Source organism: Nonomuraea sp. NPDC049695 (genome assembly GCF_040674955.1).
GTDB lineage: Bacteria > Actinomycetota > Actinomycetes > Streptosporangiales > Streptosporangiaceae > Nonomuraea > Nonomuraea helvata.
The window spans coordinates 26119-51562 of the sequence record NZ_JBFANV010000052.1 but is presented as its reverse complement, the minus strand read 5'-3'; the positions used below and the strand labels follow the sequence as shown (position 1 = coordinate 51562).

At 71.6% G+C, this 25444-nt stretch carries 24 protein-coding genes; 5 read left to right on the top strand and 19 right to left on the bottom strand.

The features are described 5' to 3' along the window. Positions 1 to 5: 5 nt before the first annotated feature. Positions 6 to 995, bottom strand: a complete 990-nt coding sequence (locus AB0J64_RS35190; protein WP_364036894.1) for a sulfotransferase — start codon at positions 993 to 995, stop codon at positions 6 to 8. An 89-nt stretch (positions 996 to 1084) separates the two neighbouring features. On the opposite strand from AB0J64_RS35190, the gene AB0J64_RS35185 reads away from it, so the two are divergent. Then, entirely contained in the window at positions 1085 to 1597 is a 513-nt protein-coding gene (locus tag AB0J64_RS35185; protein ID WP_364036892.1) for a GNAT family N-acetyltransferase, read from the top strand. Positions 1598 to 1633: 36 nt separating this feature from the next. On the opposite strand, the gene AB0J64_RS35180 is transcribed toward AB0J64_RS35185, so the two are convergent. The 9 genes from AB0J64_RS35180 to AB0J64_RS35140 form a co-directional block, all read right to left on the bottom strand. Further along, complete coding sequence (locus AB0J64_RS35180; RefSeq protein WP_364036889.1) at positions 1634 to 2440, bottom strand: ABC transporter ATP-binding protein; 807 nt, start codon at positions 2438 to 2440, stop codon at positions 1634 to 1636. After that, positions 2437 to 3228 carry an ABC transporter ATP-binding protein gene (locus AB0J64_RS35175; protein ID WP_364036886.1) on the bottom strand — a complete coding sequence of 264 codons (792 nt, stop codon included), beginning with the start codon at positions 3226 to 3228 and terminating at the stop codon, positions 2437 to 2439. Before AB0J64_RS35175 ends, AB0J64_RS35180 begins: the two co-directional genes overlap by 4 nt. Further along, entirely contained in the window at positions 3225 to 4019 is a 795-nt protein-coding gene (locus AB0J64_RS35170) for an ABC transporter permease (protein ID WP_364036883.1), read from the bottom strand. The genes AB0J64_RS35175 and AB0J64_RS35170 overlap by 4 nt, the downstream gene beginning before the upstream one ends. Continuing rightward, positions 4016 to 4981, bottom strand: coding sequence for an ABC transporter permease (locus AB0J64_RS35165; protein WP_364036880.1), 966 nt, complete (start codon positions 4979 to 4981; stop codon positions 4016 to 4018). Before AB0J64_RS35165 ends, AB0J64_RS35170 begins: the two co-directional genes overlap by 4 nt. Further along, positions 4981 to 6483 carry an ABC transporter substrate-binding protein gene (locus AB0J64_RS35160; protein WP_364036877.1) on the bottom strand — a complete coding sequence of 501 codons (1503 nt, stop codon included), beginning with the start codon at positions 6481 to 6483 and terminating at the stop codon, positions 4981 to 4983. Before AB0J64_RS35160 ends, AB0J64_RS35165 begins: the two co-directional genes overlap by 1 nt. A gap of 101 nt (positions 6484 to 6584) precedes the next feature. Beyond that, positions 6585 to 8705 (bottom strand): SpoIIE family protein phosphatase, encoded by a 2121-nt coding sequence (locus tag AB0J64_RS35155; RefSeq protein ID WP_364036874.1) that lies wholly within the window; start codon positions 8703 to 8705, stop codon positions 6585 to 6587. 216 nt (positions 8706 to 8921) lie between these two features. Further along, positions 8922 to 10325: an L-fucose/L-arabinose isomerase family protein gene (locus AB0J64_RS35150; protein ID WP_364036871.1), complete on the bottom strand. Its 1404-nt coding sequence runs from the start codon at positions 10323 to 10325 to the stop codon at positions 8922 to 8924. 125 nt (positions 10326 to 10450) lie between these two features. Further along, on the bottom strand, positions 10451 to 10948 hold the full coding sequence (locus AB0J64_RS35145) for a pyridoxamine 5'-phosphate oxidase (RefSeq protein WP_364036868.1): 498 nt from the start codon (positions 10946 to 10948) through the stop codon (positions 10451 to 10453). A 78-nt stretch (positions 10949 to 11026) separates the two neighbouring features. Then, positions 11027 to 11827: an alpha/beta fold hydrolase gene (locus AB0J64_RS35140; protein WP_364036865.1), complete on the bottom strand. Its 801-nt coding sequence runs from the start codon at positions 11825 to 11827 to the stop codon at positions 11027 to 11029. Positions 11828 to 11907: 80 nt separating this feature from the next. Between AB0J64_RS35140 and AB0J64_RS35135 the strand changes: the two genes are divergently transcribed. Further along, the gene (locus AB0J64_RS35135; protein WP_364036862.1) at positions 11908 to 12489 is read left to right on the top strand and encodes a TetR/AcrR family transcriptional regulator; all 582 of its coding nucleotides are present in this window, start codon (positions 11908 to 11910) and stop codon (positions 12487 to 12489) included. A gap of 15 nt (positions 12490 to 12504) precedes the next feature. Here AB0J64_RS35135 and AB0J64_RS35130 read toward each other — a convergent pair whose 3' ends face one another. The 7 genes from AB0J64_RS35130 to AB0J64_RS35100 all read right to left on the bottom strand — a co-directional run bounded on the left by AB0J64_RS35130 (position 12505) and on the right by AB0J64_RS35100 (position 19754). After that, a complete protein-coding gene (locus AB0J64_RS35130; protein ID WP_364036859.1) occupies positions 12505 to 13884 on the bottom strand; it encodes a xylan 1,4-beta-xylosidase in 1380 nt (459 codons plus the stop codon). A gap of 94 nt (positions 13885 to 13978) precedes the next feature. Then, entirely contained in the window at positions 13979 to 14851 is an 873-nt protein-coding gene (locus AB0J64_RS35125; protein WP_364036856.1) for an NAD(P)H-binding protein, read from the bottom strand. Positions 14852 to 14898: 47 nt separating this feature from the next. Then, the gene (locus AB0J64_RS35120) at positions 14899 to 15774 is read right to left on the bottom strand and encodes a hypothetical protein (protein ID WP_364036853.1); all 876 of its coding nucleotides are present in this window, start codon (positions 15772 to 15774) and stop codon (positions 14899 to 14901) included. Further along, a complete protein-coding gene (locus tag AB0J64_RS35115) occupies positions 15771 to 16319 on the bottom strand; it encodes an RNA polymerase sigma factor (protein ID WP_364036850.1) in 549 nt (182 codons plus the stop codon). The genes AB0J64_RS35120 and AB0J64_RS35115 overlap by 4 nt, the downstream gene beginning before the upstream one ends. An 85-nt stretch (positions 16320 to 16404) precedes the next feature. Further along, a complete protein-coding gene (locus tag AB0J64_RS35110) occupies positions 16405 to 17541 on the bottom strand; it encodes a mandelate racemase/muconate lactonizing enzyme family protein (protein WP_364036847.1) in 1137 nt (378 codons plus the stop codon). Then, complete coding sequence (locus AB0J64_RS35105; protein ID WP_364036844.1) at positions 17538 to 18434, bottom strand: dihydrodipicolinate synthase family protein; 897 nt, start codon at positions 18432 to 18434, stop codon at positions 17538 to 17540. Before AB0J64_RS35105 ends, AB0J64_RS35110 begins: the two co-directional genes overlap by 4 nt. Before the next feature lie 3 nt (positions 18435 to 18437). After that, positions 18438 to 19754 carry an MFS transporter gene (locus tag AB0J64_RS35100; protein ID WP_364036841.1) on the bottom strand — a complete coding sequence of 439 codons (1317 nt, stop codon included), beginning with the start codon at positions 19752 to 19754 and terminating at the stop codon, positions 18438 to 18440. 261 nt (positions 19755 to 20015) lie between these two features. Between AB0J64_RS35100 and AB0J64_RS35095 the strand changes: the two genes are divergently transcribed. Continuing rightward, positions 20016 to 20690, top strand: a complete 675-nt coding sequence (locus AB0J64_RS35095; RefSeq protein WP_364036838.1) for a GntR family transcriptional regulator — start codon at positions 20016 to 20018, stop codon at positions 20688 to 20690. A 124-nt stretch (positions 20691 to 20814) separates the two neighbouring features. Next, positions 20815 to 21789, top strand: a complete 975-nt coding sequence (locus AB0J64_RS35090) for a sporulation protein (protein WP_364036835.1) — start codon at positions 20815 to 20817, stop codon at positions 21787 to 21789. A gap of 144 nt (positions 21790 to 21933) precedes the next feature. On the opposite strand, the gene AB0J64_RS35085 is transcribed toward AB0J64_RS35090, so the two are convergent. Together AB0J64_RS35085 and AB0J64_RS35080 are read right to left on the bottom strand one after the other, a co-directional pair. Further along, a complete protein-coding gene (locus tag AB0J64_RS35085; RefSeq protein ID WP_364036832.1) occupies positions 21934 to 23049 on the bottom strand; it encodes a HAMP domain-containing sensor histidine kinase in 1116 nt (371 codons plus the stop codon). Next, positions 23046 to 23708, bottom strand: a complete 663-nt coding sequence (locus tag AB0J64_RS35080) for a response regulator transcription factor (RefSeq protein ID WP_364036829.1) — start codon at positions 23706 to 23708, stop codon at positions 23046 to 23048. The genes AB0J64_RS35085 and AB0J64_RS35080 overlap by 4 nt, the downstream gene beginning before the upstream one ends. A 152-nt stretch (positions 23709 to 23860) precedes the next feature. Here AB0J64_RS35080 and AB0J64_RS35075 point away from each other — a divergent pair, with 152 nt between their 5' ends. Then, positions 23861 to 25384, top strand: a complete 1524-nt coding sequence (locus AB0J64_RS35075) for a hypothetical protein (protein ID WP_364036826.1) — start codon at positions 23861 to 23863, stop codon at positions 25382 to 25384. Positions 25385 to 25444: the final 60 nt, after the last annotated feature.

Sequence of the window (25444 nt, the reverse complement as noted above, 5' to 3'; positions counted from 1 at the left end):
GCGGTTCAGCTGCTGCGAGGGCGGCCGTTGCGGGACTGGTGCCGGCCCTCCGGGCGCCGGCCGACCAGCCCGCCCGAGCGTTCCCGCGGCCGCAGCCAGTCCGAGAAGTCCTCGCCTGTGACGCTCTGCAACAGCTCGATGTCGTCGGCGAAGTACGGGATGAGCTCCCGCCGCTGGTCCCAGGTGAGCGGGCGCCGGGGGTTCCCGCGCCGCTGGAGCAGGCGCTCGATCGGCTCGGTCAGCGCCCCCGCCAGCTCGTACGGCAGCAGCCGCCCCGCCCGCGCCCCCGCCCTGAGCGCGGCCGACAGCACCCGGTGCCGGCCGCCCGCCTCCGGATGCGCGGTCACGTTCTCCCGCGGCACCTCCGTGAGCAGCCCCCGCTCGACCCCCAGGAACCCGCAGATCCGGTCGAGCGCCTGGGCCGGCGTGTCCAGCAGGTCCCGGTACCTGAAGACGAGGGCCTGATCGCGGGGAAATAAGGTGAGCAGGTGCGCGAGCTGCTCCCCGTACCGGCCGAGGCCGGTGTAGTGCCAGAAGTGCGCCCATCCGGCGGCGACGCGGCGCGGCTCGGCCGCGCAGGCGCGCACCAGGTCGCCGATCGGCTCCAGCCCGGCCGACCACAGGTGCGTCCAGTTGGAGTGGGCCCGCTCGACGGGGTCGCGCAGGATCGCGATGAGCCGCGCCCGCGGGATCAGCGCGTGGATGCGCCGCTGCGCGGCCAGGTCGTACAGGTAGAACGGGGTCGCCTCACCGAGCAGGGCGCCCCTGGGCGCGCCGTCGAAGAGCGCCTCGTAATCGGCGCGCCGCCAGACGTGCTCGCGGTACGTCTGCGCGTCGCCGGGCCCGCCGCGGGCGGGAGGCGGACCGCCGGTGAGGAAGAACTTGGGCTCCTTCACCTGTGACAGGTAGAGCGCGGGGTGGGCCTGGAGCGCCGCGTGCAGGGCCGTCGTGCCGGCCTTGGGCGCGCCGATCACCAGGAAGTGCGGCAAGGGCATGGGTACACGTCCTTCCAGCGGCTTCATTGACAGCAATACCTAGTTTTCCTACTGTCTAACAGGGTATTCGGAATTCCGAGGAGGATCCATTGAAGTTCGAGGTGCGGCACGTCGACGTCACCGATCCCGCCGTCGCGCCCCTGCTGGTCGGCCTGCACCTCGAATACACCTCCCGGTACGGGCCCAACGACGAGCTCACCAGATACCCGGGCAGCGAGTTCGCGCCGCCGCACGGGACCTTCCTCATCGTCGTGGCCAAAGGGGAGACGGTGGCCGGGGGCGCGTTCCGCCGCTACGACGACGAGACGGCGGAGCTGAAACGGATCTGGACGCGCCCCGGCCACCGCCGCAACGGGCTCGGCCGGCTGGTGGTGCGTGAGCTGGAGGAGGAGGCGGCCAGGCGGGGCTACCGCCGTGTCCACCTGACCACCGGCCCGCGCCAGCCGGAGGCCGTCGCGCTCTACCTCGCCAGCGGGTACGAGCCCCGGTTCGACGTGGACGACCGGCCCGGCAGCGGGCCGCTGGCGTTCGTCAAGGACCTTCGGGCGCGGACCGGCGGCACACCTGCCCGGCGGCCCTCCCATCAGAGCGCCGGGCGTTGAACCCGGCGCCTGCTCACCGCGGGACCCGGCGCCCGCTCACCGCAGGCGCGCGGCGCGGCTGAGGCGCGGGACGCTCTCGATGAGCCGGCGCGTGTACGGGTGCTCGGGCGACCCGAGCACCTTCGCCGTCGAGCCCTGCTCCACGATCCGGCCGCGTTCGATGACCGCCGTCTCCTGGCACAGCGCGGCCACCACGCTCAGGTCGTGCGAGACGACCACCACCGTCAGCCCCCGGCTTTCGCCCAGCTCGGCCAGCAACTCGACCACGCGCACCCTGGTCGAGACGTCCAGCGCGCTGACCGGCTCGTCGGCGAGCAGCACGCGGGGCCCGCACACCACGGCCCTGGCGATCGCGACACGCTGCCGCTGCCCGCCCGAGAACTCGTGCGGATAGCGGCGCGCGGCGTCCGCGGGCAGTCCGACCGACTCCAGCGCCTCGGCCACCCGCTCGGCCGCCTCGCGCCGCCTGGCCGTCCTCGACCCCGGGGCGAGCAGGCCCATCGCCCGGAGCGGCTCGGAGACGATCCTGCCCACCCGCTGGCGGGGGTCCAGCGACGAGTACGGATCCTGGAACACCGGCTGGACGGCGCTCCTGAAGGCCCGGTCACGCGGCGACAGCTCGGCGCCGTCGAAGAAGATCTGGCCGGAGGTCGGCATGACCAGGCCGAGCAGCAGCCGCAGCAGGGTGGTCTTGCCCGCGCCGGACTCGCCGACCAGCGCCAGGTTGCGCCCCGCCGTCACGGCGACGGAGACGCCGTCCAGCACCGGCGGCCCGCCTCTGTAGGCGAACCCGACCTCGTGAGCGGCCAGCACGGCACCGCCGGCCGGCACGGCACCGCTCATGGGGCCAGCCGATCCAGCTCGCCCTCCAGGGCCCAGGCGCTGTCCACCAGAGAGCGCGTGTACGCGTGGCGCGGCTCGCGCACGATGTCACGTGTCCTTCCCCACTCCACCATGGAGCCGTCCTTGAGCACCACGACCCGGTCGGCCACGTCCGCGATCACGGCCAGGTCGTGCCCGATGAACAGCAGGGCCATCCCTCTGCCTGTCACCAGCCCGTCGAGCAGTGCCAGCACCTCCGCCTGAACGGTCACGTCCAGCGCCGTGGTCGGCTCGTCGGCGATCAGCAGGCCGGGCTCGCAGGCCAGCGCCATCGCGATGGCCACCCGCTGCCGCTGCCCGCCGGAGATCTCGTGCGGGTACGCCCTCGCCACCCGTTCCGGCAGACGTACCTCCGACAGCGCCGCCAGCACGGCGGCGTGCAGCCGGCCGCCGCGCAGCCCGTGGCGGCGCCGGATCGGCTCCGCGATCTGCCCGCCGACCCGCATCAGCGGGTCCAGCGCCGCCAGCGGCTCCTGGAAGACCACGCTCGCGACCCGGCCGCGCACGCCGTCCAGCCGCCGGGCAGGGGCGCCGATGACCTGGGTCCCGCCCAGCAGCACGCTGCCGGACGCGGCCATGCCCGCGGGGAGCAGGCCCATGACGGCCAGCGCGGTCAGCGACTTGCCCGAGCCGGACTCGCCGACCAGGCCGAGCCGCTCGCCGGGCCCGAGGGAGAACGACAGGCCGCGCAGCAGCTCATGGCCGTCCGCCCGCCGTACGGACAGGTCCTCCACCTCCAGCGGCGTCATCCGGCCCTCCGATCGCGCAGGCCGTCGGCCAGCAGGTTCACGCCCACCACGAGGACGACGAGCAGCACGCCGGGCGCGATGGCGCCGGTCGGCGCGGTCAGCACGGTGGCCTGCGCCTCCTGCAGCAGGCGGCCCCACGAGGCGTTCGGCGGTGGCGGGCCGAGACCCAGGTACGACAGCGACGCCTCGGCCAGCACGGCCAGGCCGAGCTGCAGGGCCAGGTTGACCAGGAGGGTGGGCCAGATGTTCGGCAGCACGTGCTCGACGATCACGCGCGGCCACGAGGCGCCGGACGTACGGGACGCCGTGATGTAGTCCTGCGTGAGCACCCGCTTCACCAGCACCCTCGTCAGCCGCGCCACGACGGCCGACATGGCAAGCCCGATCGCCAGCACGGCAGAGCCGAGCGACGCCTCGCGCACCGCCGCCACGAGCATGGCCAGCAGCAGCGTCGGGAACGCGATGAGAATGTCCAGCCCGGCCGACAGGACGTCGTCGAGCCAGCGCGTCGCGAACCCGGCGGCCAGCCCCGCCGCCACCCCGAGCAAGCCGCCCAGCAGCACGGACCCGGCGCCGACCGTCAGCGCGATGCGGGCGCCCACCATGAGCTGGGTGAGCAGGTCGCGGCCCAGCTTGTCGGTGCCGAGCAGGTGCGCGCCACCCGGCGGCGACAGCCGCCCGCCGGAGGTGTCCGACGGATCGTACGGCAGCCAGCCCAGCGACACGACGGCCACCGCGAGGACGGCCCCCACCAGCACGCACCCGATCACGAGCGACCGCCGCCCCCTCACGGGCGGCCCCCGGCGACGTGCGCCCGCAGGCGCGGATCGACCAGCCGCTGCACGACGTCGGCGGCGAACCCGATCACCAGCACCGCGAAGGTGCTGACCGCCAGCACGCCCTGGATGACCGGGTAGTCGTGCTCCGCGATGCCCTTGACCAGGAAGGTTCCGAGCCCCGGCAGCGCGAACACGCTCTCCACGACCACCGCGCCCAGGAACGTCGTGGCCAGCTCGATGCCGAGGATCGAGATGACGGGCACGGAGGCGTTCCGCAGCCCGTGCCGCCACATCGCGCCCGCGAACGACGAGCCGAGCGCCCGCGCCGTACGCAGGTAGTCGCTGCCCAGCACGTCAACGGTGGCCGCGCGGACGTACCGGATGAGCGAGGCCGACATGACGACCGCGATGGTGACGACGGGCAGCGCCAGCGAGGTCAGGGCCCGTGCCGGGTCCGCCCAGTCCTCACGCGGGAACCCGCCCGCGGGCAGCAGCCGCAGGCGCAGCGCGAAGACGGTCACCAGCAGCATCCCGATCCAGAACACCGGAACCGCGATGCCGAGCTGGGCGATCCCGTTCAGCAGCGGCCCGTACCACCGCTCCGCCCGCCACGCCGCCAGGAACCCCACCGGCAGCGCCACGGCCACCGCCAGCGCGAACGCCAGCAGCGTCAGCGGCACGGTGACGGCCAGTCGCCCGGCGATCTCCGAGCCGACGGGCAGCCTGCTGACCAGCGACGTGCCCAGGTCGAGCCGGGCCAGCCCGCCCAGCCAGGCGCCGAACTGCTCCGGCAGCGGCAGGTCGGAGCCGATCTGCCGGCGCGCCGCCGCGATCTGCTCGGGCGTGGCGCCGACCGGCAGCAGCGCGTTCGCGGGGTCACCGGGCAGCAGCCGCAGCAGCACGAACAGCGCCGAGGCCGCCAGCAGCAGGGAGCCCAGCAGGAACGCGGTGCGCCGCAGCAGGTAGCGCGCCATCAGCCCTTCTTGATCCCGTACACGTAGAACTGCGAGTTCAGGCCGTTGACCGGGTAGCCCGACAGCTTCGAGGAGGCCACGACGATCTGCGGGTAGAGGTAGATCCAGTCGCTCGCGGCGTCCTCGGCGATCTGCCGGTTGGCCTTCTTCAGCAGGTCGGTCTGCTCCTGTTCGGTGCCGGCCTGCTCGGCCTGCCCGACCCACTCGGTGACCTGCTTGTTGTCGTAGCCCCAGTAGAAGTCCGGGTCGCCGTACCAGACCACGTCACGGTCGTTGACGTGCTCCTGCAGCGTGGCCGCGAAGTCGCGGTCCTTGTACACCTTCGAGTACCACTGGTCGGCGGTGATGACGTGGACGTCGACCGTGATGCCGACCTTGGCCAGCTCGCTCTTGATGAACGTGGCGGCCGTCGGGTGCGGGTCGTAGTTTGGCGTGTCGAGCGTGAAACGGAAGCCCTTGGGATATCCGGCCTCGGCGAGCTGCCGCTTGGCCAGCTCCACGTCGTACGGGTTCACCTTGGTCAGGTCCTCGTACCACGGGTCGGTCGGCGGCACCATCGAGCCGATGACGCTGCCGTGGCCCGCCCAGATCGACTCCAGCAGCTTGGCGTCGTCGATGGCCGAGGAGACGGCCTTGCGCACGAGCGGCTTGTCGAACGGGGCTTTCCTGTCGTTGAAGGCGAGCAGCAGCTTGGTCGTGGAGTGGCCCTCGCTGACCTTGTAGTCCGGGTTGCCGGTGAACTGGGCCAGCGCGTCGGGGCTCTGCTCGCTGGTGACGACGTCCACGGCGTTCGTCAGCAGTGCGTTGTTGAGCGCGGCGGCGTCGGTGAAGTAGTGGAAGACCGCGCCGTTGTTGGCGGGCGGGGTGCCCCAGTAGCCGGGGAAGCGCTCCAGGCTGAGCGTGGAGCCGCGCTTCCACGAGCCCAGCCTGTACGGCCCCGTGCCGTCCTCGCCCGTGGCCAGGTCCTTCGCGGCGGCGTTCACGATCCACACGTACGAGAGGTTGTACACCAGCGAGATCGACCGGCTCTTCAGCTTGACCACGACGGTGCCGTCGTCGGGGGTCTCCACAGACTTGACCGCCTCAAGGCTGCTCTTGCGCGCCGACTGCGAGCCGTCCGCGATGACACGTTCGATGCTCGACTTCACGTCGGCCGAGGTCAGCGCCTTGCCCGAGTGGAACTTCACGCCCTTGCGCAGCTTGAACGTGTACGTGAGGCCGTCAGGGGAGACCTCGTGGCCCTCGGCGAGCAGCGGCTCGACCTTGCCGTCGTCGGTCAGCTTGAACAGGCCCTCGTAGACGTTGCCGTTGAACGCCTCGGTCACGCCCTGTCCGCCGCCGGCGGTGTTGTCGAGGTTCTGCGGCTCGTACAGGGAGCCGATCTCGATCACGGCCCCGGCGTCGGGCGTGGCCGGCGCGCCGCTCCCGCCCGCGTTCCCCGAGCCGCACGCGGCGAGGGCCAGGGCGAGGGCCGCCGCTACGCCGGCGAACTTGCTGGTCAAGATAGCTCCTGAGGGATACGCACTAAATGGGTAGGTTTAGTGGGACTATACCGTCTTTGTGCGTTCCTCAGGTCAGGGGCACCTCGTCGAGCGGGCGGTGCTCACGTCCGGCAGAGAAGTACGGCGATGTCGTCCGTACGCTGCTCGACGGCGACCCCCTTGATGAGCGACTCCGCCAGGTCGTGCAGGGGCTCGCCGGTCGAGGGCGTGAAGGACTCGGCCAGTTCGGCGATGGCCTCGCCGAGCCCGACCCCCGGCTCCTCGATGAGGCCGTCGGTGTAGAGGGCCAGGACGGAGCCGGGCGGCAGGGGCAGCTCCGAGGTGGTGTACTCGGCGTCATGCTCCACGCCGAGCAGCAGCCCGGGGGAGTGGTCGAGGATCTGGGTGCGCCAGCCGGGCCGGGCGAGCAGCGGCGGCAGATGGCCCGCGCTGGCCAGGCAGGCCGTGCGCCTGCGCAGGTCGAGGCTGATGTACAGGCAACTGGTGAACCGGTCGGGGGCCAGCTCGCAGAGCAGCCGGTTGGTGTGCGCGAGCACCTCGCCGGGGGTGGCCCCGCCGGTGGCGTGGGCGTGGATGGCGGTGCGCACCTGGCCCATGAGCGCGGCGGCGGTCACGTCGTGGCCCTGCACGTCGCCGATGACGGCCGCGGCCATGGTGTCGCTGAGGCGGATGAGGTCGTAGAAGTCGCCGCCGATGTCCATCCCCGGCGTGGCGGGCAGGTAGCGGGCGGCCAGCTCGAGGCCGGGGATCTCGGGCAGCGTACGCGGCAGCAGGCTCTGCTGCAGGCACTGGGCGAGCTGATGCTTGACGTCGTAGAGCCGGGCCCGCTCGAACGCCTGCGCGATCAGGCCGGCGAGCGCGGTGAGCGTGGCCCGCTCGTCGGCGCTGAACCGGTGCGGGCGGTCGTACGCGAGGATGCACGTGCCGATCGGGTGGCCCGAGGTGACGAGCGGCAGGAACGCCCAGGCCGACATGTCGTCCGAGCGGACCGCGTCCGGGTAGGCCTGGCGCAGCTCGTCCCACGTGGAGTAGAACGCCGGCTGGCAGGCGTCGAAGGAGTGGTTCGCCGGGTTGGGCAGGATCACGGGACGGCCGTCGAACTCCTCGATGGCCTCCCTGCTGTAGCCGCGCGAGGCGTCCACGCGCAGCCGGCCGCCCTTCGAGGTGAGGATGCACAGAGCCTGGACGTTGTAGAGCGGCATGACGTGGTCGGCCACCAGGTCGACCACCTCCTGTGCGGTCACCGCCCGGGACAGGGCGGTGGCCAGCTGCAGCATCTCGTGCAGCGCGACCGTCTTCGACGACCGCTCGGCGCAGCCGGCGAGCCGGCCGGGGCCGCGGGCGCCCGCGCTCGGCGTGATGCGCATGGAGATCCCGGTCAGGCCGGGGAAGAGACGGAACGACAGCTGCTGCCCCGCGGGGTTGCGCGCCGTGAAGTGGGTGTCCTGGCTGCCGACGACCGCGGCGCGGTAGCGGTCCACGTACGCAGGGTCGTCCAGCCACGGCAGCGCGTCCCACAGCCGCCTGCCGAGCAGCTCGGACGTGGAGCTGCGCAGCAGGTCGGCGGCCGGGGCCGTCAGGAGGGTCACGCGCCCCTCCGCGTCCAGCGAGCAGTGGCCCTCGGGCAGGCGGTTGAGGCAGTCGAGCGCGACCAGGTCGGCCTTCGGGTCGGCCTCCGGCAGCAGGTCGAGCGCGCGGGGCTGCGGCCCCGGCCGGATCGGACGCCCCTGCTCGGCCGCCTCCTGGAGCACGCCGGCCATCCTGGCGGTGGCGTCCTCGATGAGGTCGAGCTGGTGCTGGGAGAGCCGGGCCACCCGCCCGCCCGGCCAGAGCAGCAGGAACCCGCCCCAGACGGTGTCGCCGCTGCTGATGGGCGAGCCCGCGACCGCGAAGTGGTAGGGGAGGGACAGCGCCGCGGCCGGGGACATGCGCGCCAGGTCCTCCAGGCCGGCGAGCCACAACAGCCGCCGACGGCGCACCGTCACGGCGATCGGCACCGGGTCGTTCGTCCTGACCCTGGCCCACGCCCTGGCGATCAGCGCGGGGAGTCCCAGGTGCGCGTCCATGTGGAGGACCGTGCCGTCCTCGTCCATGAGGTACGTGGCGCCGATGTGCGCTCCCGTGCTGACGACGACATCGATCAACAGCTCGTCCAGGCGGGACGAGCGGCTCGGCGACGCGACGTCCCCCTGCGCCGCCTCGGCCCGCCTAGCGCCCGTCACGCGAGCACCAGAATCGGCGAAAACCACTCATATCGGGCAGGATACCCGCGCATATGTAGCAGATTGCTTACGTTGCGCTAGCGCATAGATCTAGGAAAACGGCGCGGAGGAAGATTCCGCTTGACGTAATTGCGAAATATCCGCCATGTCGTACGGCGGGGGCCGCCGGCCCGGCCGCGCCCACATCGGCGGCCGGGGGTCGGGGAGCGGCGGGGGTCAGATCTGGACGAACTCCGTGTCCAGCAGATGAGCGAGGGCCTTCAGCTCGGCCGCGCGGTGGCCGGTGCCGAGGGCCCAGTGGTGGGACATGCCGGTGGCGCTCCAGTCGTCGGTCCACTCGCCGGGATCACGGCCGAAGTCCACGCGGGAGGTGGTGTTCCCGATCTGCAGGTGCGGCCCGTCCACGGTCTCACCCTCCGAGGCCACCAGGGCGAAGCGCCCGTCGCGGCGCTGGATGATGCCGAACGCCGTCACCGGCCCGTGCTTGACGTCGAACTCCACCGAGACGCCCCATCCGCGCTTGCCGTGGTAGACCCCGAGCCCGCGCAGCAGCGGCCTGCGGGCGCTGATGGCGAGGTGGGCGGGCCCGTCGTGGCCCATCTCGACGTGGCCGCGGTGGAAGTCCAGCGCCTGGAGCTCGGTGAACGACCCACCCCCGCCCAGCCGGTCCATGATCAGCATGGCCAGGCTGGTGCGCAGCTCGTACTCGCCCGCCGCCGGGATGCCGCGCGCCGTGAGCAGGGACGCGCCCAGGATCATCCCGGCGCCGAGCCGCTCGTGCATCTCGCCGTCCAGGCCCCGGTGGTAGTACGCCAGGCTGTCCAGCGAGAAGTCCTCGACCAGCCGGTCGAGGCCGACGGAGACGCGGCAGGCCCACTCCAGGTCGACCTCGTTGACGCTCTCGGCCAGCTCGAAGATCTTCTCGGCCTCGGACCGCTTGGCGGCGACCTCGGCGTCGGTGACCTTCTCCACGCGTACCCGCAGGTCGTCGAACTCCAGCACCTCGACGTGCCCGCCGAAGTTCGCCGAGACGAGCGTGAGGTCGGTGGAGACGTCCAGCATGCCCGGGTAGAGGTGGCCCATCAGCCCGTGGCGGCCGTGCCGCAGGGCGGCACGCGCCCCGGCCGCCCGCACCCAGCTCGTGATCCTGGCCCAGGCGCGCTCGTCCTCCAGGTAGCCCGAGACCGAGCGGAACGGGATGCCGCACCGCTGGAAGGCGTTGGCCATCTCAGGCAGCGGGCAGGCGCCGCAGTAGGCCAGCCACTGGCCGGTGTCGAACGTGGCGTGCTCCATCGACTCGGTCGGCTGCAGGTTGATCAGCAGCACGGGCGCGCCGCTGCGCTGCGCGATCGGCACGAGCATGGTGGCCGTCATGTAGGTGGTGAGGAACCCGACGATGAGGTCGCAGTCGGCGGCCCGCAGCTTCTCTGCCGCCACCGCGCCCTCCTGGGCGTCGGAGATGAACCCGACGTCCACGATCTCCGCGTCCAGCTCCCGCATCCGTTCAGAGACCCGCGCGGCCGATCGCTGGAGCTGGGGCAGGAGATCGGGGAATTGCGGCCAGTACGCGCCCAGCCCGCCGGCTACCAGTCCGATACGGGTCTTCGTCTTGCGTGCCACGGTGAAGCCCTCCTGAGGGGTGAAGGGAGGATGCCGGGAAGTTTCGGACAAAAGTATAGATCCTTTCCGAAACCTCACCAGAGGGCGCCGGCCAGCCGAGATCAGTCCTCCTTCCTGTCCGGCGGTCAGGCGCCGATCATGCCGGGGAGATGGGTCCGGAAGTCGAGGACGCCCACCCAGGTGGGGCGGAGGGCGATGCGGACCATCCTCGTTTCGGGGTGATCGGCCTGGGCGACGTAGCCGGCGCCGCCTTCCTCGCCGAGGAAACGGCGCGCCGCTTGGGCCTGTTCGGGCACCATGCCGTCGACTTCGGTGATGGAGACGCGGCCGCGCAGCAGGAGCACGTCCGGCGGCTGGGACTCGGTGTCGATGGTGATGGCGACGTCGGGCTTGGCGCGCAGGGCCCGGAGCCGCCCGGCCGGGCGGGTGATCCCCATCGGGGGGCAGTTGACGTACGTCGCCATGACGAGTTCCTCGCCGTTCCAGACGTACCAGGTCGACATCACCCGAGGTGTCCCGTCGGTCGCCACGTACGCGAGACGTGCGGGAATCGTCGAGTGCAGCAGGCGCTGTGCGATGTCGGTCTCCAGCAACCGCACGTCACCCTGCGAGAAGTCTGTCATGGTCCCTTCCTTCCTTGGTTCGAAGGTGTTGACCACAGACCCACCGGAAACTCATCGGTCCGACGGAGGTGAAGAACATCAAGCGGTAAGCGTCCGGTCCAGGAAGTCGGTGACCGTGTGGATCAGCTCCAGCCGGTGGTCCGAGAGCGCGTGATCGGTCAGGAAGAGGTGGTGCTCCAGCCGCGGCACCGGATGCGCGTCAAAAGCCCGCACCAGCGGATGATGGTGCGTCTCCGCCGGGGTGACGGGGTCGCGGCCGGTCCCGATGAGCAGCACGGGGCGGTCGGCCAGGCGCGGGGCGAGCGAGGCCAGGCGCCACTCCTGGGCGTTGGCCTCCATCTCGGCCACCAGCGCCGCACCGCTGGTGCCCCGCAGCGGCAGCAGCTCGCCCTCGAAATCCCGTACGTACGCCGCCCGCACCGCCGGATCCGCGAGACACGCCGCGGCGGCCGGACCCACGTCGAAGCCCGCCACCGAGGCGACCGCACGGACCGCCGGATCGGCGGCGGCCGTCATCAGAGCCGCGAACCCGCCCATGCTGTGCCCCACCACGCCGAGCCGCGCCGGGTCCAGCCGGGAGTCCTCGCGTACGGCCGCCACCACGCGGGCCGCGTCCTCCAGCACGTGCCGCCACGAGTAGGAGCCGCCCACACCCCACGAGCCCCGGTAGTGGAACACCAGCGCCGCGTAGCCCGCCCGCCGCAACGCCTGGGCCAGGTCGAAGTTGCGCTCGTTCCCCGGGAACCCGTGCAGGAGCACCACGATCGGATGGGGCCCCGGACCCGCCGGGAGGTGCAGGACGCCGAGCAGGCGCTCGCCGCCGCTGTCGAACGTGACCGCCGGCGTGCCGGCCGGGGGAGTGAGGGCACTGTGAGCCATGCGAGATCTCCATCATCGAACTGGTCGGTTCGATGAGCGAACTTAGCAGAGAGTTGGAACCGTCCGGTACCATGTACCGCATGCCCGTTCCCAAAGGCGCCTCGCTCGACCCCGCGCAGACCCGGGCGACGATCCTGCGCGCCGCCACGACCCTGCTGTACGAGCGGGGGCTCGACGGCGTCGGGGTGGCGGAGCTGTGCGCGCGCGTCGGCGCGTCCAAGGAGACGCTCTACCGGCACTTCGGCTCGAAGGACGGGCTCGTCGAGGCCGTGCTCGAGGCCCGCAGCGACCACGTCGTGCACTGGCTGCGGGCGGCGGCGGCCGGCGCGGGCGACGATCCCGCCGACCAGCTCGCCGCCGTCTTCGACGCCCTCGGGAGCTGGTACGCCGAGCCCGCCTTCCGCGGCTGCGCGATCGTCAACGCCTCCACCCAGTGGCACGAGGGCCCGCCGCGGGCCGTCGCCGCCCGGCACCTCGACCGCCACCTCGACCTGCTGACCGACATCGCCCGCCGGGCCGGCGCCCGTGCTCCGGAGGCCCTGGGCAGGCAGCTGCTCATGCTGGTGGAGGGCGCCACCGTGCTCGCCGACCACCACGGAGAGGGCGAGGCCGCCCGGCTGGCCAAGCAGGCGGCTCTCGCCCTGTTGCGCGAGGCCCGCTGAACGGGAGCGTGCGCCTCAGCGGCCGGTCCACTTCACCTCGTACGGCTTGAGCGCGTACTCCTTGCCGTCCACGGTCGTGGTGACCTCGGCATCGGCGGTGTTGACCAGCAGCAGCCGCTCGGCCTGGGCCAGCACCCGCACCTTGGCGTCCGACGAGGTGACCTGCTCCAGCTCGGCCCCGGCGGGGAACCACCTGGCGAAGTCCGCCAGCAGCCGGCCGGTCGGCGTCTCCGCGCCGCTGCGCGGGTCCCACAGGCACGCCGGGCAGGATCCGTCCTTGGTCTGCGGGTTCCAGTACAGCGCCGTGGCGGCGCCGCTCCGCGCGAACTCCATCATCGAGGCGGCCTGTACGGCGAGCCGCTTGGGCTCCGCCCACGTGGTGCCGTCCTCGGGCACGAAGTACCACTCCGACCACCAGACCGGCAGGTCGCCGACCTTGTCGCGCAGCCACTTGGTGACCGCGGCGAACTTGTCCAGCGCACCGAACTCGTCGGGCAGCAGCTCGTGGGCGTCGGTGGGCGAGGCGCCGTCGACCACGACGAAGTCGGCGCCCTTCTTGTGCTCGAACCAGTAGTCGAAGGCGTCGAGGACGTTCTGGTTGACGACTCCCCAGTCGCCGCGCAGCTCGGAGTCGCCGCCCTTGTTGCTGTCGAACCCGAGGTACGGGCCACCGACCTTGGCGTCGGGCCGGGCCTTCTTCACCGCCTCATACACCTTGTTGTACAGCTCGGTGTAGCCCTTGTAGTCCGCGGGCCTGGCGTGGTCCCGCCAGAAACCCTTCAGCTCGTTCCACACCATGAAGTACTTGACGTCCGTGTACCTCGAGGCCACGGCCGCCGCCAGCCTGGCGAAGTCATCGAAGTGCTCCGGATAGGGGGCGTCCTCCAGGTGCTCCCCCCACGCCGAGCCCTCGGTGGGACCCTCGGGGCCGCCCTTCATCCAGTCGGGGGCGCAGCAGAGCGTGATGACGGGGACGGCGCCGGACTCCTTCATGAGGTTCAGCCGGCTGTCCAGGTCCTCCCAGTAGTACTGCCCCCGGTACGGCTCCGGGTTGAGCGCGCCGAAGCCCATGATGTGCTGGTTCTGCAGCATCGGGGTCTGCGACAGCCGCCTGGCGACGTCCTGCTCGAAGTCCGGGTTGACGTTGTTGGCGCTGACGCCCGTGTGCGTGAAGCCCCAGCGCGGCCAGCCCTCGTCCACCCGCGGCCGGTCCTCGGGCGCCGGCTGGGACTCGGCAGGGGAGCGCCGCTCCTGCTGGGCGCCGGTGGCCCCCCGCTCCGCCCGGTCCGCCCGGTTCGCGAGGGAGCAGCCCGTCACGGCCAGCGCCACGGCCGCCGATAACACGGCCGCCCGGCCGAGCCGCCCCCTGATCCATCCCCTGCCAGTCGATGCCACCGAATCTCACCCGATCCTCGTCATCGTGACGCCTGTAGCGTTCCACGGGCGGCGGGAAAGGGGCACACCTACGAGCAGGGTTCACAGCTAATCGTTATCGTTCGCCGCTCCCGGCGAAGAGCCGCGCGTGGTCGGCCGCCCATTCGGCGAACGTCCGCGCCGGGCGGCCGAGGATCTTCGCCACCTCGTCGGTCACGGGCTCGGGGATGTTCCTGACGTACCTGCTCAGCAGGGCCCGCACGAACGGCTCAGGCAACCCATTCCTGATCATGCCCTGCTCGAACGCCTCCGCCGGGACCTCCTGGAAGCGCAGCGGCCGGCCGATCGCCTGGCCGATGACCGCCACCATCTCCTCGTGGGACAGCGCCTCCGGGCCCGTCAGCTCGGCGCGCCGCCCGGCCGGCTCGTCGCTGAGCAGCGCGCGGGCGGCCACCTCGACCAGGTCCCGGTCGTCCAGCGGCACCTCGGGGAACGACGCGGACACGTACCGGACCGTGTCGCCCGCGCGGATCTGCGCGGCCCACGCCTGGACCGCGTTGGAGGCGAAGGGGCCGGCCCGCAGACTGGTCCAGCTCAGGCCGCTGGCGACGGCGGCGTACTCGGACTCCTTGTTCCTGTCGCCGCGGCAGCGGGAGGGCTGCTGGTCGAGCGGCTCGTCGATGTTCGTCGCCGACAGGGCGACCACCCGCGACGCGCCGCGCTCCTTCGCGAGGGCGAGCAGCTCGTCCGCGGACTCGCCGATGGCGCGGGAATGCAGGAAGACGGCGGTGACGCCGTCCAGATGCCGGGCCAGCGTGCCCGGCCTGGACGGGTCCCCTTCGACGACCTCCGCCCCGGCCGGGAGCCGCGCCCCTTGTGGGGCGCGGCTGACGGCGCGGACCTCGGCGCCTTCGGCGACAAGCAGCTCAACCAGGGGGCGCCCGATGGTGCCGGTCGCGCCGGTCACCAGGATCGTGTTCTGTGTCATGCCTCCTGAGAGTGGAGCCGGCGACCGAAGTGTGACATCGGGTCAGGTCAGAATCCGGGCGGCGGGGTGGCTGACGGGTCCGGCACCACATGCAGCACGATCACGCCGTCGTTGAAGGTTTCCGCCGTCGCCACCTGCCAGCCTGGATCGATACGGGAGACAGGCACGTCCTCCTCGAAACGCGTGCCCGTGTCGCCGTTCCGCAGCGGCCAGTCGAGGCCGTAGGACACCTTCAGGTGGTGCTCGCGCACGACGCGGGCCGCCTCGGCCGCCGAGAGTCCCTGGAGCTTCACCCCTTCCAGCGCCTCGCCCGGCCAGCCGGCGTCGGCGGGGTAGGCGTACTTCTCGCCGGGCTTCGCCGGGCGGCCCAGCCTGACCTCGGCGGGCCCCTTGATGTCCGCGGTGACGCTGAAGGCCGTGAGGCAGTCCTCGACCCGCTCAGGGCAGCTGTCCCCGCTGAACGTCGCTTTCGCGCCGTGGTCGGACGCCTCGAATCCGAAGACGGAGCCCGGCGGCTGCCGGGGCGAGACAGGGATCAGCTTCACCGTGAGGTTGTCCAGGCCGACCTTGTGGAAGGCCTTCTTCAGTTCGGCGGGATCGGGGTCGCCTTCGGTGAAGTAGAAGGCGTACTCGTCGCCGACGCGGTCGATCGTCACGGCCTGGCTGGCGTAGACCTGCTCGGACGCTCCGAACAGGGACGGCCCGACGACGATGGCCCCTGCCAAGGCGGCGGCCACGGCCAGGCCGAGCAGGGCGCGGCGAGGGGTGGGCATGAGCCGGCGCCGGGCCGGAGCGGGTTCCAGAGCGGGTTCCAGCGAGACGATCTGCGCCAGCAGCGCGTCCGCCCCCGCGGTGGACGCCCGGCCGGTCAGGTCCTCGTCCAGCACCCTCGCCTGGCTCTTGAAGAGCTGGTCGTTGTTCACCGTGCCTCCTTCTCGACGAGCGGTTGTGATGCGAAACGGGCCGATGGGCGGGCTTGCTCCAGCGCCTTGGCGAAGCGTTTGCGGGCCCGGTGCAGGCGGATGCGGGCGGCGTTGCGGGAGCAGTCCATCACCTGGGCGATCTCGCCGGGGTCGAGCCCCTCCCACAGGGCCAGGGCGAGCAGCTCGCGATCGGCGTCGGAGAGCATGCCCAGGGCCTCGTCCACGCCGTCGTGCCCGCTCTCGTGGGAGGGAGCGGCGTAGAGGTATTCGATCTCGTCCGTGAGTTCGGTGTGCCGGGTGAGGCGGCGCCGCTCGCCGCGGCGGTGGTTGGCCAGGACCCGTCGGGCCACGCCGTACAGCCATAACCTGCCGGCGTCGCCGTCCGGGAGTTCGGCGATCCGCCGCCAGGCGATCACATAGGTCTCGGCCACGACGTCGGCGGCGTCCTCCGGAGAGGAACACCGCCGTACGGCGTAGCCGAGGATCTGCTCATGAGTTCCCCGGTAAACCGCCTCGAACCGGGACTGATCATGTTGTTCATTCACGCGTCATCCTCGTGGGAGCGTCCGAACACTGGTTTCACTCCCTACGTGTCCGTGGACGACGGCAGAATTTCAGCCCCGGCGAGCGTCAGACGTATCCGGTCGAGCCGTCGGGGCGGATGGGCAGGACGCGCTCCCAATGCACGTAGTCGTCGGTGCGCAGGGCCGACTCGTCGATCTCCACGCCCCAGCCGGGCCGGTCGGGCCGCAGCTCCAGGTGGCCGTCCACCGGCAGGTACGGGTCCGGGCACCACGCCGTCTCGTCGGGCTTGTACTCCAGCAGCTTCAGCCCGTGGTGAGCGGCCGCGAAGTGCACGTTCACCGCCGTCGCCAGCGGCCCCATCGGGTTGTGCGGGGCCACGCTCACGAAGTGCGCCTCGGCGATCGTGGCGATCCGGCGCAGCTGGGCCAGCCCGCCGACCACGCACACGTCCGGCTGGACGATGTCCGCCCCGCCGGCCGTCAGCAGGGCCAGGAAGTCCTGCGGCAGGAACAGCGACTCCCCGGTGGCGAGCGGCACGTCGAGCTGGGCCCGCAGGTGCCCCCACGCCGGGATGTACTCGGGCCTGATCGGCTCCTCGAACCAGAGCGGGTCGTACGGGGCCAGCGCGTTGCCGAGCTGGATCGCCTGGCGCGGCTCGAAGATGCGGGCGTGCGCCTCGAAGGCGAACTCCCACTCAGGCGGGCTGATCGAGCGGATCTCGGCGAAGTAGTCGGCCGCCTCCTTGCACACGTTGCCCCACCGCCCGGCGTAGATGTCGCGCCGGTACGGGCTCAGCTTGAAGGCGGTGAAGCCGTACCTGTCGTTCATCTCCTGGGTGAGGTCGCGGCAGGCAGGCGGGTCGGGCGCGGTGTAGACGCCGCAGTAGACGGGGACGCGGTCGCGTACGTTGCCGCCGAGCAGCATGTAGACGGGCAGGCCCGCCGCCTTGCCGGAGATGTCCCACAGGGCCTGGTCGATGGCGGACAGGGCCGCCAGGCCGATCGCGCCCGGCGGGAAGCGGGCCTCCTGGAGCAGCCGGCGCACCACGTACTCGACCCGCCGCGGATCCACCCCCTCGATCTGCCGGAACATGTACTCCAGAACCGGCGGCAGCGCGTAGTCGGGCCCGTGGTTGTAGGCCTCGCCCCAGCCGGACACACCCTCGTCGGTCTCGACCTTCACGAGCAGCCGGGGCCGGTTCCCGACACGCTGCATGAACGTCCGCAAAGCGGTGATTTTCATTTTTCTCCTTCCCGCCAGGCGGCCAGGATCGCGGCCACCTCCTCCCGTACGGCGTCGGGCAGCGGTCGGCTCGGCGGCCGGACGTCGCGGCGGCAGAGCCCCAGCTGGGCCAGCGCCTCCTTGACGACCGACACGTTGTCGGCCGAGGCGTCCGCGGCACGCAGCTCCTCGAACCGCCTGATCAGCTCCCATACCTCCATCGCCGCGGGATAGTCGCCCGCGCGCAGCGCGTCGCGCATCCGCAGCGTCAGCGAGGGGGCCGCGGTGACCAGGCCGGAGGTGAAACCGCGCGCCCCGACCGCCCAGTACGCCGGCGTGTACGGCTCCGCCAGCCCGCACAGCCAGGCGAACCGGTCGAGCCCGGCGTCCCTGGCGACCGTGGCGAAACGGACGGGGTCGGGGACGGCGTACTTGAACCCGATCACGTTCGGGCACTCCTCGCCCAGCCGCCGCACCTCGGCCCCGGTGACCCGCGGGCTGCGGATGTAGGGGACGACGCCCAGCTCGGGCACGGCGGCGGCGATCTCGCGGTGGTAGGCCACCCAGCCCTCGCCCGACACGTACGGGTGCACGGGCTGGTGCACCATCACCATGCGCACGCCCAGGTCACGGGCGTGCCGGGCGGACTCCACGGCCGAGGCCAGGTCCAGCCCGACGCCCGCCAGCACGGTGGCGTCGGCACCGGCGGCGGCCACGGTGGACTCCAGCATCAGCCGCCGCTCGGCCGGGCTGAGCGCGTAGAACTCGCCGGTGTTGCCGTTCGGCGTGATCACGTTGACGCCCGCGTCGACCAGCCTGCGCACGAGCTCGGCGTTCACGTCGAGATCCACCGCGCCCGCCGCGTCGAAAGGCGTGACCGTGACGGCCACGACGTCGTTCAGCACTGTACGCATGGATCAAGCTCTGCTTTCGTTCAGCGGGCGGATCTTCACCACGAAGCCGTAGATCAACGTGCCGAGGACGGCCATCGCCCCGGCGAAGAGCATCGGCCCGGTGTAGGAATTGCCGCTCAGCGTCAGGAAGAACCCGATGAGGATCGGGCTGATGATGTTGCCGATCTGCGAGCCGAAGTTCTGGAAGCCGGCCACGGAGCCGACCACCGACGGCGCGGGGGCCACCTCGGCGGGCAGGCTGAGGATGGCGGCGCCGGCGAAGGAGTGGGCGCAGTTGCTCACCGACAGCAGGATCATGACGGCCACGTTGCCGTCCACGAACGTGGTCAGCGCGATCGTGGAGGCCAGCAGCATGCCGGTGATGATGGGGATCTTGCGGGCGCGGGCGATGGGGACGCCGCGGCGTACCAGCCAGTCGGAGAACGCGCCGCCCGCGATCGTGGCGCCCACCCCGAGCAGCGCCGGGATCGAGCCGAACACGCCCAGCTCCAGGATCGTGAAGCCGCGGTCCTCGACGAGGTAGCTCGGGTACCAGGTCAGGAAGAACGCGCCGGTGGCCGAGCGGCAGATGTAGCCGAGCACCAGCCCCCACACCGTGGGGTAGCGCAGCAGCGACACCCAGCGCATCTTCGGCCCGCTCTCGGGCACGGCCGCGTCGCCGCCCTCGATGTAGTCGAGCTCGGCCTGGGACATGCGCGGGTGCTCCTGCGGCGAGCGGTAGATCATCAGCCATCCGACCACCCAGAACAGGCCGAGCAGGCCGATCACGACGAACGCCGCGCGCCAGCCGAAGGCCGCGATCAGCCCGGTCACCACCGGCACCGACAGGGCCACGCCGACCTGCTGGCCGGTGTCGAACAGGCTGGAGGCGAGCGCCCGCTCCCTGCGCGGGAACCAGGCGGAGACCACCTTGATGTTGGCCGGCTGCACCGGCGCCTCGCCCATGCCGAGGCCGAGCCGGCAGACGATCAGCGAGCCGAAGCCCTGGGCCAGGGCCGTGGCCGCGGTCCACAGCGACCACCACACGACGGCGATGGGGTAGATGACGCGCGGGCCGAACTTGTCGAGCAACCAGCCGGAGGGCAGCTGGAAGATCGCGTAGCTCCAGAAGAACGAGGAGAGCAGGACCCCTTTCATGGTCTGGTCGAATCCCAGCTCCTGCTGCATGTAGGTGCTGGCGACGCTGAGGCTGGACCGGTCGAGGTAGGCGATCGTCAGGCCGAGGCCCGAGAGCGTGATGATCGTCCAGCGGAGTCGGGACCGTGCGGGTCGCGCTGTCGCGGGCACGGCGGGGGCGGGCATAGCGGAGTTAGACTGCATTCGAGCTCCATGCTGCAGGTCAGTGCAGTGGCCACGCGGGACCGCCGGATCGTGTCCCGGTCGGCGCCGCGCCAACGGCGTCCTCCGGTGTTCCGTCCGGTCCTGGTGCGTGGTGAGCCGGCATCACCGGTGTGGCCCGTGTCCGCGGGTCACACCGGACGGCTCTCTTGTACGGATCTCCCTTCGTGAACCGTAATTGACGCGACTGTAACCGAAATTCCGGTCATATACGAGATGCGATGTAAGATATCTTTCATGGTCATGAGCATCGCGTCCCCCGTCTTCGGCGGGCAGCCCAGGTCCATGTCGTCGCGGGGCACGGTCGTCCTGGAGGCGATCAAGCACGCGATCCTGACCGGCGTGCTCCAGCCGGGGCAGCCCCTGGTCGAGACCGAGCTGGCCCAGCAGCTCGGGGTGTCGAAGACGCCCGTACGCGAGGCTCTGAAGACCCTCGCGGGGGCCGGCCTGGTCACCATGAGCGAGTACAAGGGCGCGTCGGTGCGCACGGTCGACACCGCGCTGATGGAGTCGGTCTACGACCTGCGCCTGCTGCTGGAGCCGGAGGCGGTCTCCCGTACGGTCCAGCGCGGCGCCGACCTGGCCCCGGCCGCGGAGGCCCTGAGCCGCGCCGACGCGGCCGCCGACCGCGCCGACCGCAGCATGGCCAACCGCGACTTCCACCGCGCCCTCTACGCCGGCTGCGGCAACCCCCTGCTCGTCTCCACCCTCGACTCGCTGCGCGACCAGACCGCCCTCATCTCGGCGGCGGCCTGGAGCCGCGCGGCCACGTGGGAGCGGGAGGCCGAGGAGCACCGCGACATCCTGCGCGCGGCGCAGTCGGGCTCGCCCGCGGAAACGGCCGATCTGCTCCGCGACCACATCTGCCGCTTCGTCGAGCGCGCCCTGTCCAACGGCGACCCCTCTCCTTCCTCCTGACCGTCCCCGCAGAGGCGTGCCATAGCCGACTAAAGGCGCATGTGCCGCGCCCCGGAACTCGCACGTCCGCGTGGATCGTTAGCCCAGCGGCACACAACCGATCTTCGACAGGAGAACAAGAGCCGTGGTCTTCAAACGGATGCTGGGTGCTTTCGGCGTCGGCGCGCCCTCGGTGGACACCGTCCTGTCCACCCCGAGGACCCAGCCGGGCGGGACACTGCGAGGGGAGGTACGGCTCAAGGGCGGCGACTTCGACGCCGAGATCGAGCACATCACCCTCGGTCTGGTGGCCCGCGTGGAGATCGAGCACGGGGACGGCGAGTACGGCGGAGTCGGCGAGTTCTCCCGCGCCCGGGTGTCCGGCCCGTTCACGCTGCGCCAGGGGGAGGAGCGCGTCCTCGGCTTCGAGCTGGCGGTGCCGTGGGAGGCGCCGATCAGCGAGATCAGCGGGCAGCCGCTGACCGGGATGGCGGTGGGCGTGCGCACCGAGCTGGCCATCGCCAAGGCCGTCGACAAGGGCGACCTCGACATGGTGGCGATCGAGCCGCTGCCGTCGCAGCTGCGCATCCTGGAGGCGTTCCTGGGGCTCGGGTTCGGCTTCAAGTCGGCCGACCTGGAGGCGGGCCACCTCTACGGGGTGCACCAGGATCTGCCGTTCTACCAGGAGATCGAGTTCTACCCGACGGGCCGGTACGCGGGCCTCGTGGGCGAGGTCGAGGTGACCTTCGTCGCCGATTCCGCCGGGCTGGCGGTGGTGCTGGAGGCGGACAAGCGTACGGGGCGCTTCTCGTCGAGCGACGCCATCGGCCGCTTCCACGTCAGCCACCAGGACGCGCTCCACACGGACTGGGAGAGCGAGCTGGGCCGCTGGCTGGACGGCCTGGCCCACTACGGACCCGCTCACGGCGGGCACCACGGCGGGCACTACGACGGCCACTACGGCTCGCACCACGGGGAGCACCACGGTGGTCCCGGCTGGGGGACGGTGGCCGCCGCCGGCGCCGCGGGCGTCGTGGGCGGACTCGTCGCGGGCGAGATCGTCGAGGAAGTGGCCGAGGAGTTCTTCGAGGGCGACGAAGGAGGCGGCGACGACTGGTGATCGGGGGCTGACCCGATAGCTCACGGCGGCGGGCCGGCTCACCCACCCGCCGCCGGACTTCGCTGGACGCACCGGACCGGTTCGGTGCGGTGCTCCGCGCTGCCGTGGAGAGGCAGACCCCGAGGGCCGGCGATCCCCTTGACGTCAGGGACGGTCCGGATGAGGTCCGTGGGCGAAGCGCACGGTGATGGACAAGCCGCCTTCAGGGCGTGCGCCGGCGGTGAGGGTGGCGTGGTGCGCTTGCGTGACGGCATTGGCGATGGCGAGGCCGAGACCGTAACCGTCGCGGCGGCCGTGACGATCGGGCGCCAGTCTCTGGAAGGGCTGAAAGAGGCGCTGGATCTGGTCGTCGGGGATGACCGGCCCGCTGTTGGTGACCGTAAGGGCCACCTGCGTGCCGGAGGTCCGCGTGGTGACCTTGACGTGCCCGTCCGCGTGGTTGTGGCGGATGGCGTTGTCGATGAGGTTGGCGACCAGGCTTTCGATCAGTCTCGGGTCTCCGGCCGTCACCGCGGATGTCAGGTGTCCGGCAAGGTCGACGCCTGCCTCCGTTGCCTGGTCGCGGCGGGAGGCGAGCACTCCTTCGACGACGTGGGCGAGGTCGAGGGTGTCCCAGCGGGTGACGCCACGCTCGCTGGTGGCCAGGGCGAGCAGCGCTTGGACGAGCCGCTCCTGGTGCCCGCCAAGAGCGAGGGCCTCCTGACAGGCCGCGCGCAGGGTCTCGGTGTCGGCATCGGGGTCGGCCAGGGCGACTTCAAGCAGGGTACGCAGGCCCGCCAGAGGGGTGCGCAACTCGTGGGAGGCGTTGGCGACGAAGTGGCGCTGGGCGTCGAAGGCGGCCTGGAGGCGGGCGAACAGGTCGTCGAGGGTGTGGCCGAGCTCCGTCAGCTCGTCCGTGGGCTCGCCGAGGTCAAGGCGCCGGTGGAGGTCTCCGGCCGAGATGATTCTGGCGGTGGCGGTGATGGCGCGCAGCGGTCGCAGGAACCGGCCGGCGACGAACCAGCCGAGAGCCAGGGCCACGGGGATCAGAACGACCAAGGCGGCGGCGGATCCCGTGAGGAGTTGGGGCAGGCCGATCCCGGACCCGGTCCCGGTGATCGCGCTCGATGAGGGGTGGCCCTGGGGGGAGGTCGCCTGGACGCCGGCGAGCGGGACGGCGAGAAGGACGACCACCAGGACCCCGGCGGCGTAGATGCCCGCCGCGTAGGCGAGCGCGAGCCGCCTCTGCAAGGACCTTCTGGCGAGCTGCTGGGGGATCATGCCGGTCCGATGCGGTAGCCGCCTTCGCGGACGGTCTCGATCACAGGCGGGTCGCCGAGCTTGGCCCGCAACCGGTGCATGGTGTGCTTGACGGCGCTGCTGAAGGGGTCGGCTGCCTCGTCCCAGACGCGTTCGAGCAGTTCTTCGGCGGAGATGACCAGGCCTGGCACGGCGAGCAGGCATTCGAGCAGGGCGAACTCCCTGGGGCTCAGCTCAAGGCGCCGCCCGGCCCGGGACGCGGTACGGCGGGCCGGATCGAGGGTGATGTCCCCGCAGGCCAGGGTGGGCGGTAGCGGCGGGGTGGCGCGGCGGGCCAGGGCGCGGACGCGGGCCACCAGCTCGGCGAACGCGAACGGCTTGGGCAGGTAGTCGTCGGCGCCGAGGCTGAGCCCGTCGACGCGGTCCTCGATCGTGCCGGAGGCCGTGAGCATCAGGACGCGGGTCTGGCAGCGGCCGTGCGCGAGCCGCCGGCAGATCTCGTCCCCGTGGACGCCGGGCAGGTCGCGGTCGAGGATCACCACGTCGTAGCGGGTGGCGGCCAGGCGGTCGAGAGCGGCGGTGCCGTCCAGGACGACGTCGACGGCCATGCCCTCGCGGCGCAGTCCGGTGCCGATGGAACGGGCGAGGACCTCGAAGTCCTCGACGACGAGGACCCTCACCGCCACTCACCGCCGCTCGTCGTGCGGGCAGGGCGGACCCACCGGTCGCCGGCTCGAGATGCCATGCCTTCAACGATGCCAGAACCCCGGTCGCAACCGGGTCGCAGCGACTGCGACCCGGCTGGAACCGGGTGCCGCGTACAACCGTCGCCATGAGTTCATTCACGCCTCACCGAGCCGGCCAACGGGCCGGCCAGGACGGCTTCTCCGCTTTGCTGCGCGCGCAGTGGACCAGGTTCCGCTCCGCGCGCGGCTGGATGCTCACCATGGCGGCCTCCGTGCTGGTCACCGTGTCGCTCGGACTGCTGGTGGCCGGGGGCGCCCGCACCACCTGCGTGACCGGGAAGGGCGAGGGCGCCTGCCCCGCGCCCTTGGTGGGACCCGATGGCACGGCGGTGCAGGACAAGTACTACTTCGTGCACCAGCCGCTCAAGGGGAACGGCAGCATCACCGCCCGCGTCTCGGACATGACCGGGCAGATGCGGCTGCCGGACGCCGTACCCGGGGTCCGCAACATCAAGCAGGGAGTGGTGCCGTGGGCGAAGGCCGGGCTCCTCGTCAGGCAGAGCCTCAAGCAGGGCACGCCGTACGCCGCCGTCATGCTCACGGGGGATCACGGCGTGCGGATGCAGTACAACTACACCCACGACGTGCCCGGCGGTCCGCACAACGGCCCCCAGTGGCTCCGGCTGACCAGGTCAGGCGACACCATCACCGGCCACGAGTCGGACGACGGCAAGACGTGGACCGAGGTCAGCACGGTCAAGCTGACCGGGCTGCCGGAGACGGTCGAGATCGGGCTGTTCGCCACCTCACCAGGCGCCTTGTGGGACATGGCGCAAGCCTTCGCCCAGGCCACCGCCACCTTCGACCAGATCACGCTGCAGGGCGCGAACGGTTCGTGGCGCCACGACGACGTCGGCGTCATCCTGGAGTCCGACGGCAAGACCCCGCATCACCCCGGCGGGGTCGTCGAGTCCGGCGACAAGCTCATCGTGACCGGGGGCGGTGACATCGGGCCCGCCACGGTGGAGGGCGGTGTGCGCGCTGACCTCATGCTGATCGGCGGGGCCTTGGGGCTGATCCTGGTGCTCGTGGCGGCGGTCACGTTCTTCACGGCGGACCACCGGCGGGGGCTGATCGGGAGCGGTGTGCCGGCCGAGCCGCATCCGGCGCGGCTGCTGGCGGCCAAGGCCGTGGTGGTCGGCGCGGTCGCGTTCGTGGCGGGGCTGGTGACCTCGGGGGTCGTGGTCCCCGTCGGCCTGGCGCTGTTGCGTGCCCATCAGAACCCGGTTCAGCCGATCACCCTGGGAACCGAACTGCGGATGATCGTCGGCTTCGCGGCCTTCACCGCAGCCGCCGCCGTACTGGCTCTGGGCCTCGCCGCGCTGGTCAAGCGGGCCGTCATCGCCGGCGGGCTGGTCATCGCGCTGGTCGTCGTGCCCGACCTGCTGGCGACCGCGGGCCTGGCGCCATGGCTGCTGATGATCACTCCTGCCGCCGGGTTCGCGATCACGCAGAGCATCCCCACGTTCGCGCATGTGGACGTGGGGACGTCGCTGCTCGAGGGCTACTACCCGCTCCCGCCCTGGGCGGGGTTGGCCGTGACCTGCGGATATGCCGTCCTCGCCCTCGGGGCGGCGATGGCCGTACACCGCAGAAAAGTGCCGCATTAAGCGGGCGTCAAGTAAGGGGAAAGCGTCAGGAATAGGTTCGGACACCGTTGCTTGATCGAG

Coding starts and splice junctions, on each gene's coding strand:
- AB0J64_RS35145 (WP_364036868.1), bottom strand. CDS start 10,948: ATGACAGACTTCTCGCAGGGTGACGTGCGGTTGCTGGAGACCGACATC.
- AB0J64_RS35105 (WP_364036844.1), bottom strand. CDS start 18,434: ATGCGTACAGTGCTGAACGACGTCGTGGCCGTCACGGTCACGCCTTTC.
- AB0J64_RS35175 (WP_364036886.1), bottom strand. CDS start 3,228: ATGACGCCGCTGGAGGTGGAGGACCTGTCCGTACGGCGGGCGGACGGC.
- AB0J64_RS35125 (WP_364036856.1), bottom strand. CDS start 14,851: ATGACACAGAACACGATCCTGGTGACCGGCGCGACCGGCACCATCGGG.
- AB0J64_RS35075 (WP_364036826.1), top strand. CDS start 23,861: ATGAGTTCATTCACGCCTCACCGAGCCGGCCAACGGGCCGGCCAGGAC.
- AB0J64_RS35135 (WP_364036862.1), top strand. CDS start 11,908: ATGCCCGTTCCCAAAGGCGCCTCGCTCGACCCCGCGCAGACCCGGGCG.
- AB0J64_RS35110 (WP_364036847.1), bottom strand. CDS start 17,541: ATGAAAATCACCGCTTTGCGGACGTTCATGCAGCGTGTCGGGAACCGG.
- AB0J64_RS35085 (WP_364036832.1), bottom strand. CDS start 23,049: ATGATCCCCCAGCAGCTCGCCAGAAGGTCCTTGCAGAGGCGGCTCGCG.
- AB0J64_RS35190 (WP_364036894.1), bottom strand. CDS start 995: ATGCCCTTGCCGCACTTCCTGGTGATCGGCGCGCCCAAGGCCGGCACG.
- AB0J64_RS35100 (WP_364036841.1), bottom strand. CDS start 19,754: ATGCAGTCTAACTCCGCTATGCCCGCCCCCGCCGTGCCCGCGACAGCG.
- AB0J64_RS35165 (WP_364036880.1), bottom strand. CDS start 4,981: ATGGCGCGCTACCTGCTGCGGCGCACCGCGTTCCTGCTGGGCTCCCTG.
- AB0J64_RS35180 (WP_364036889.1), bottom strand. CDS start 2,440: ATGAGCGGTGCCGTGCCGGCCGGCGGTGCCGTGCTGGCCGCTCACGAG.
- AB0J64_RS35140 (WP_364036865.1), bottom strand. CDS start 11,827: ATGGCTCACAGTGCCCTCACTCCCCCGGCCGGCACGCCGGCGGTCACG.
- AB0J64_RS35095 (WP_364036838.1), top strand. CDS start 20,016: ATGAGCATCGCGTCCCCCGTCTTCGGCGGGCAGCCCAGGTCCATGTCG.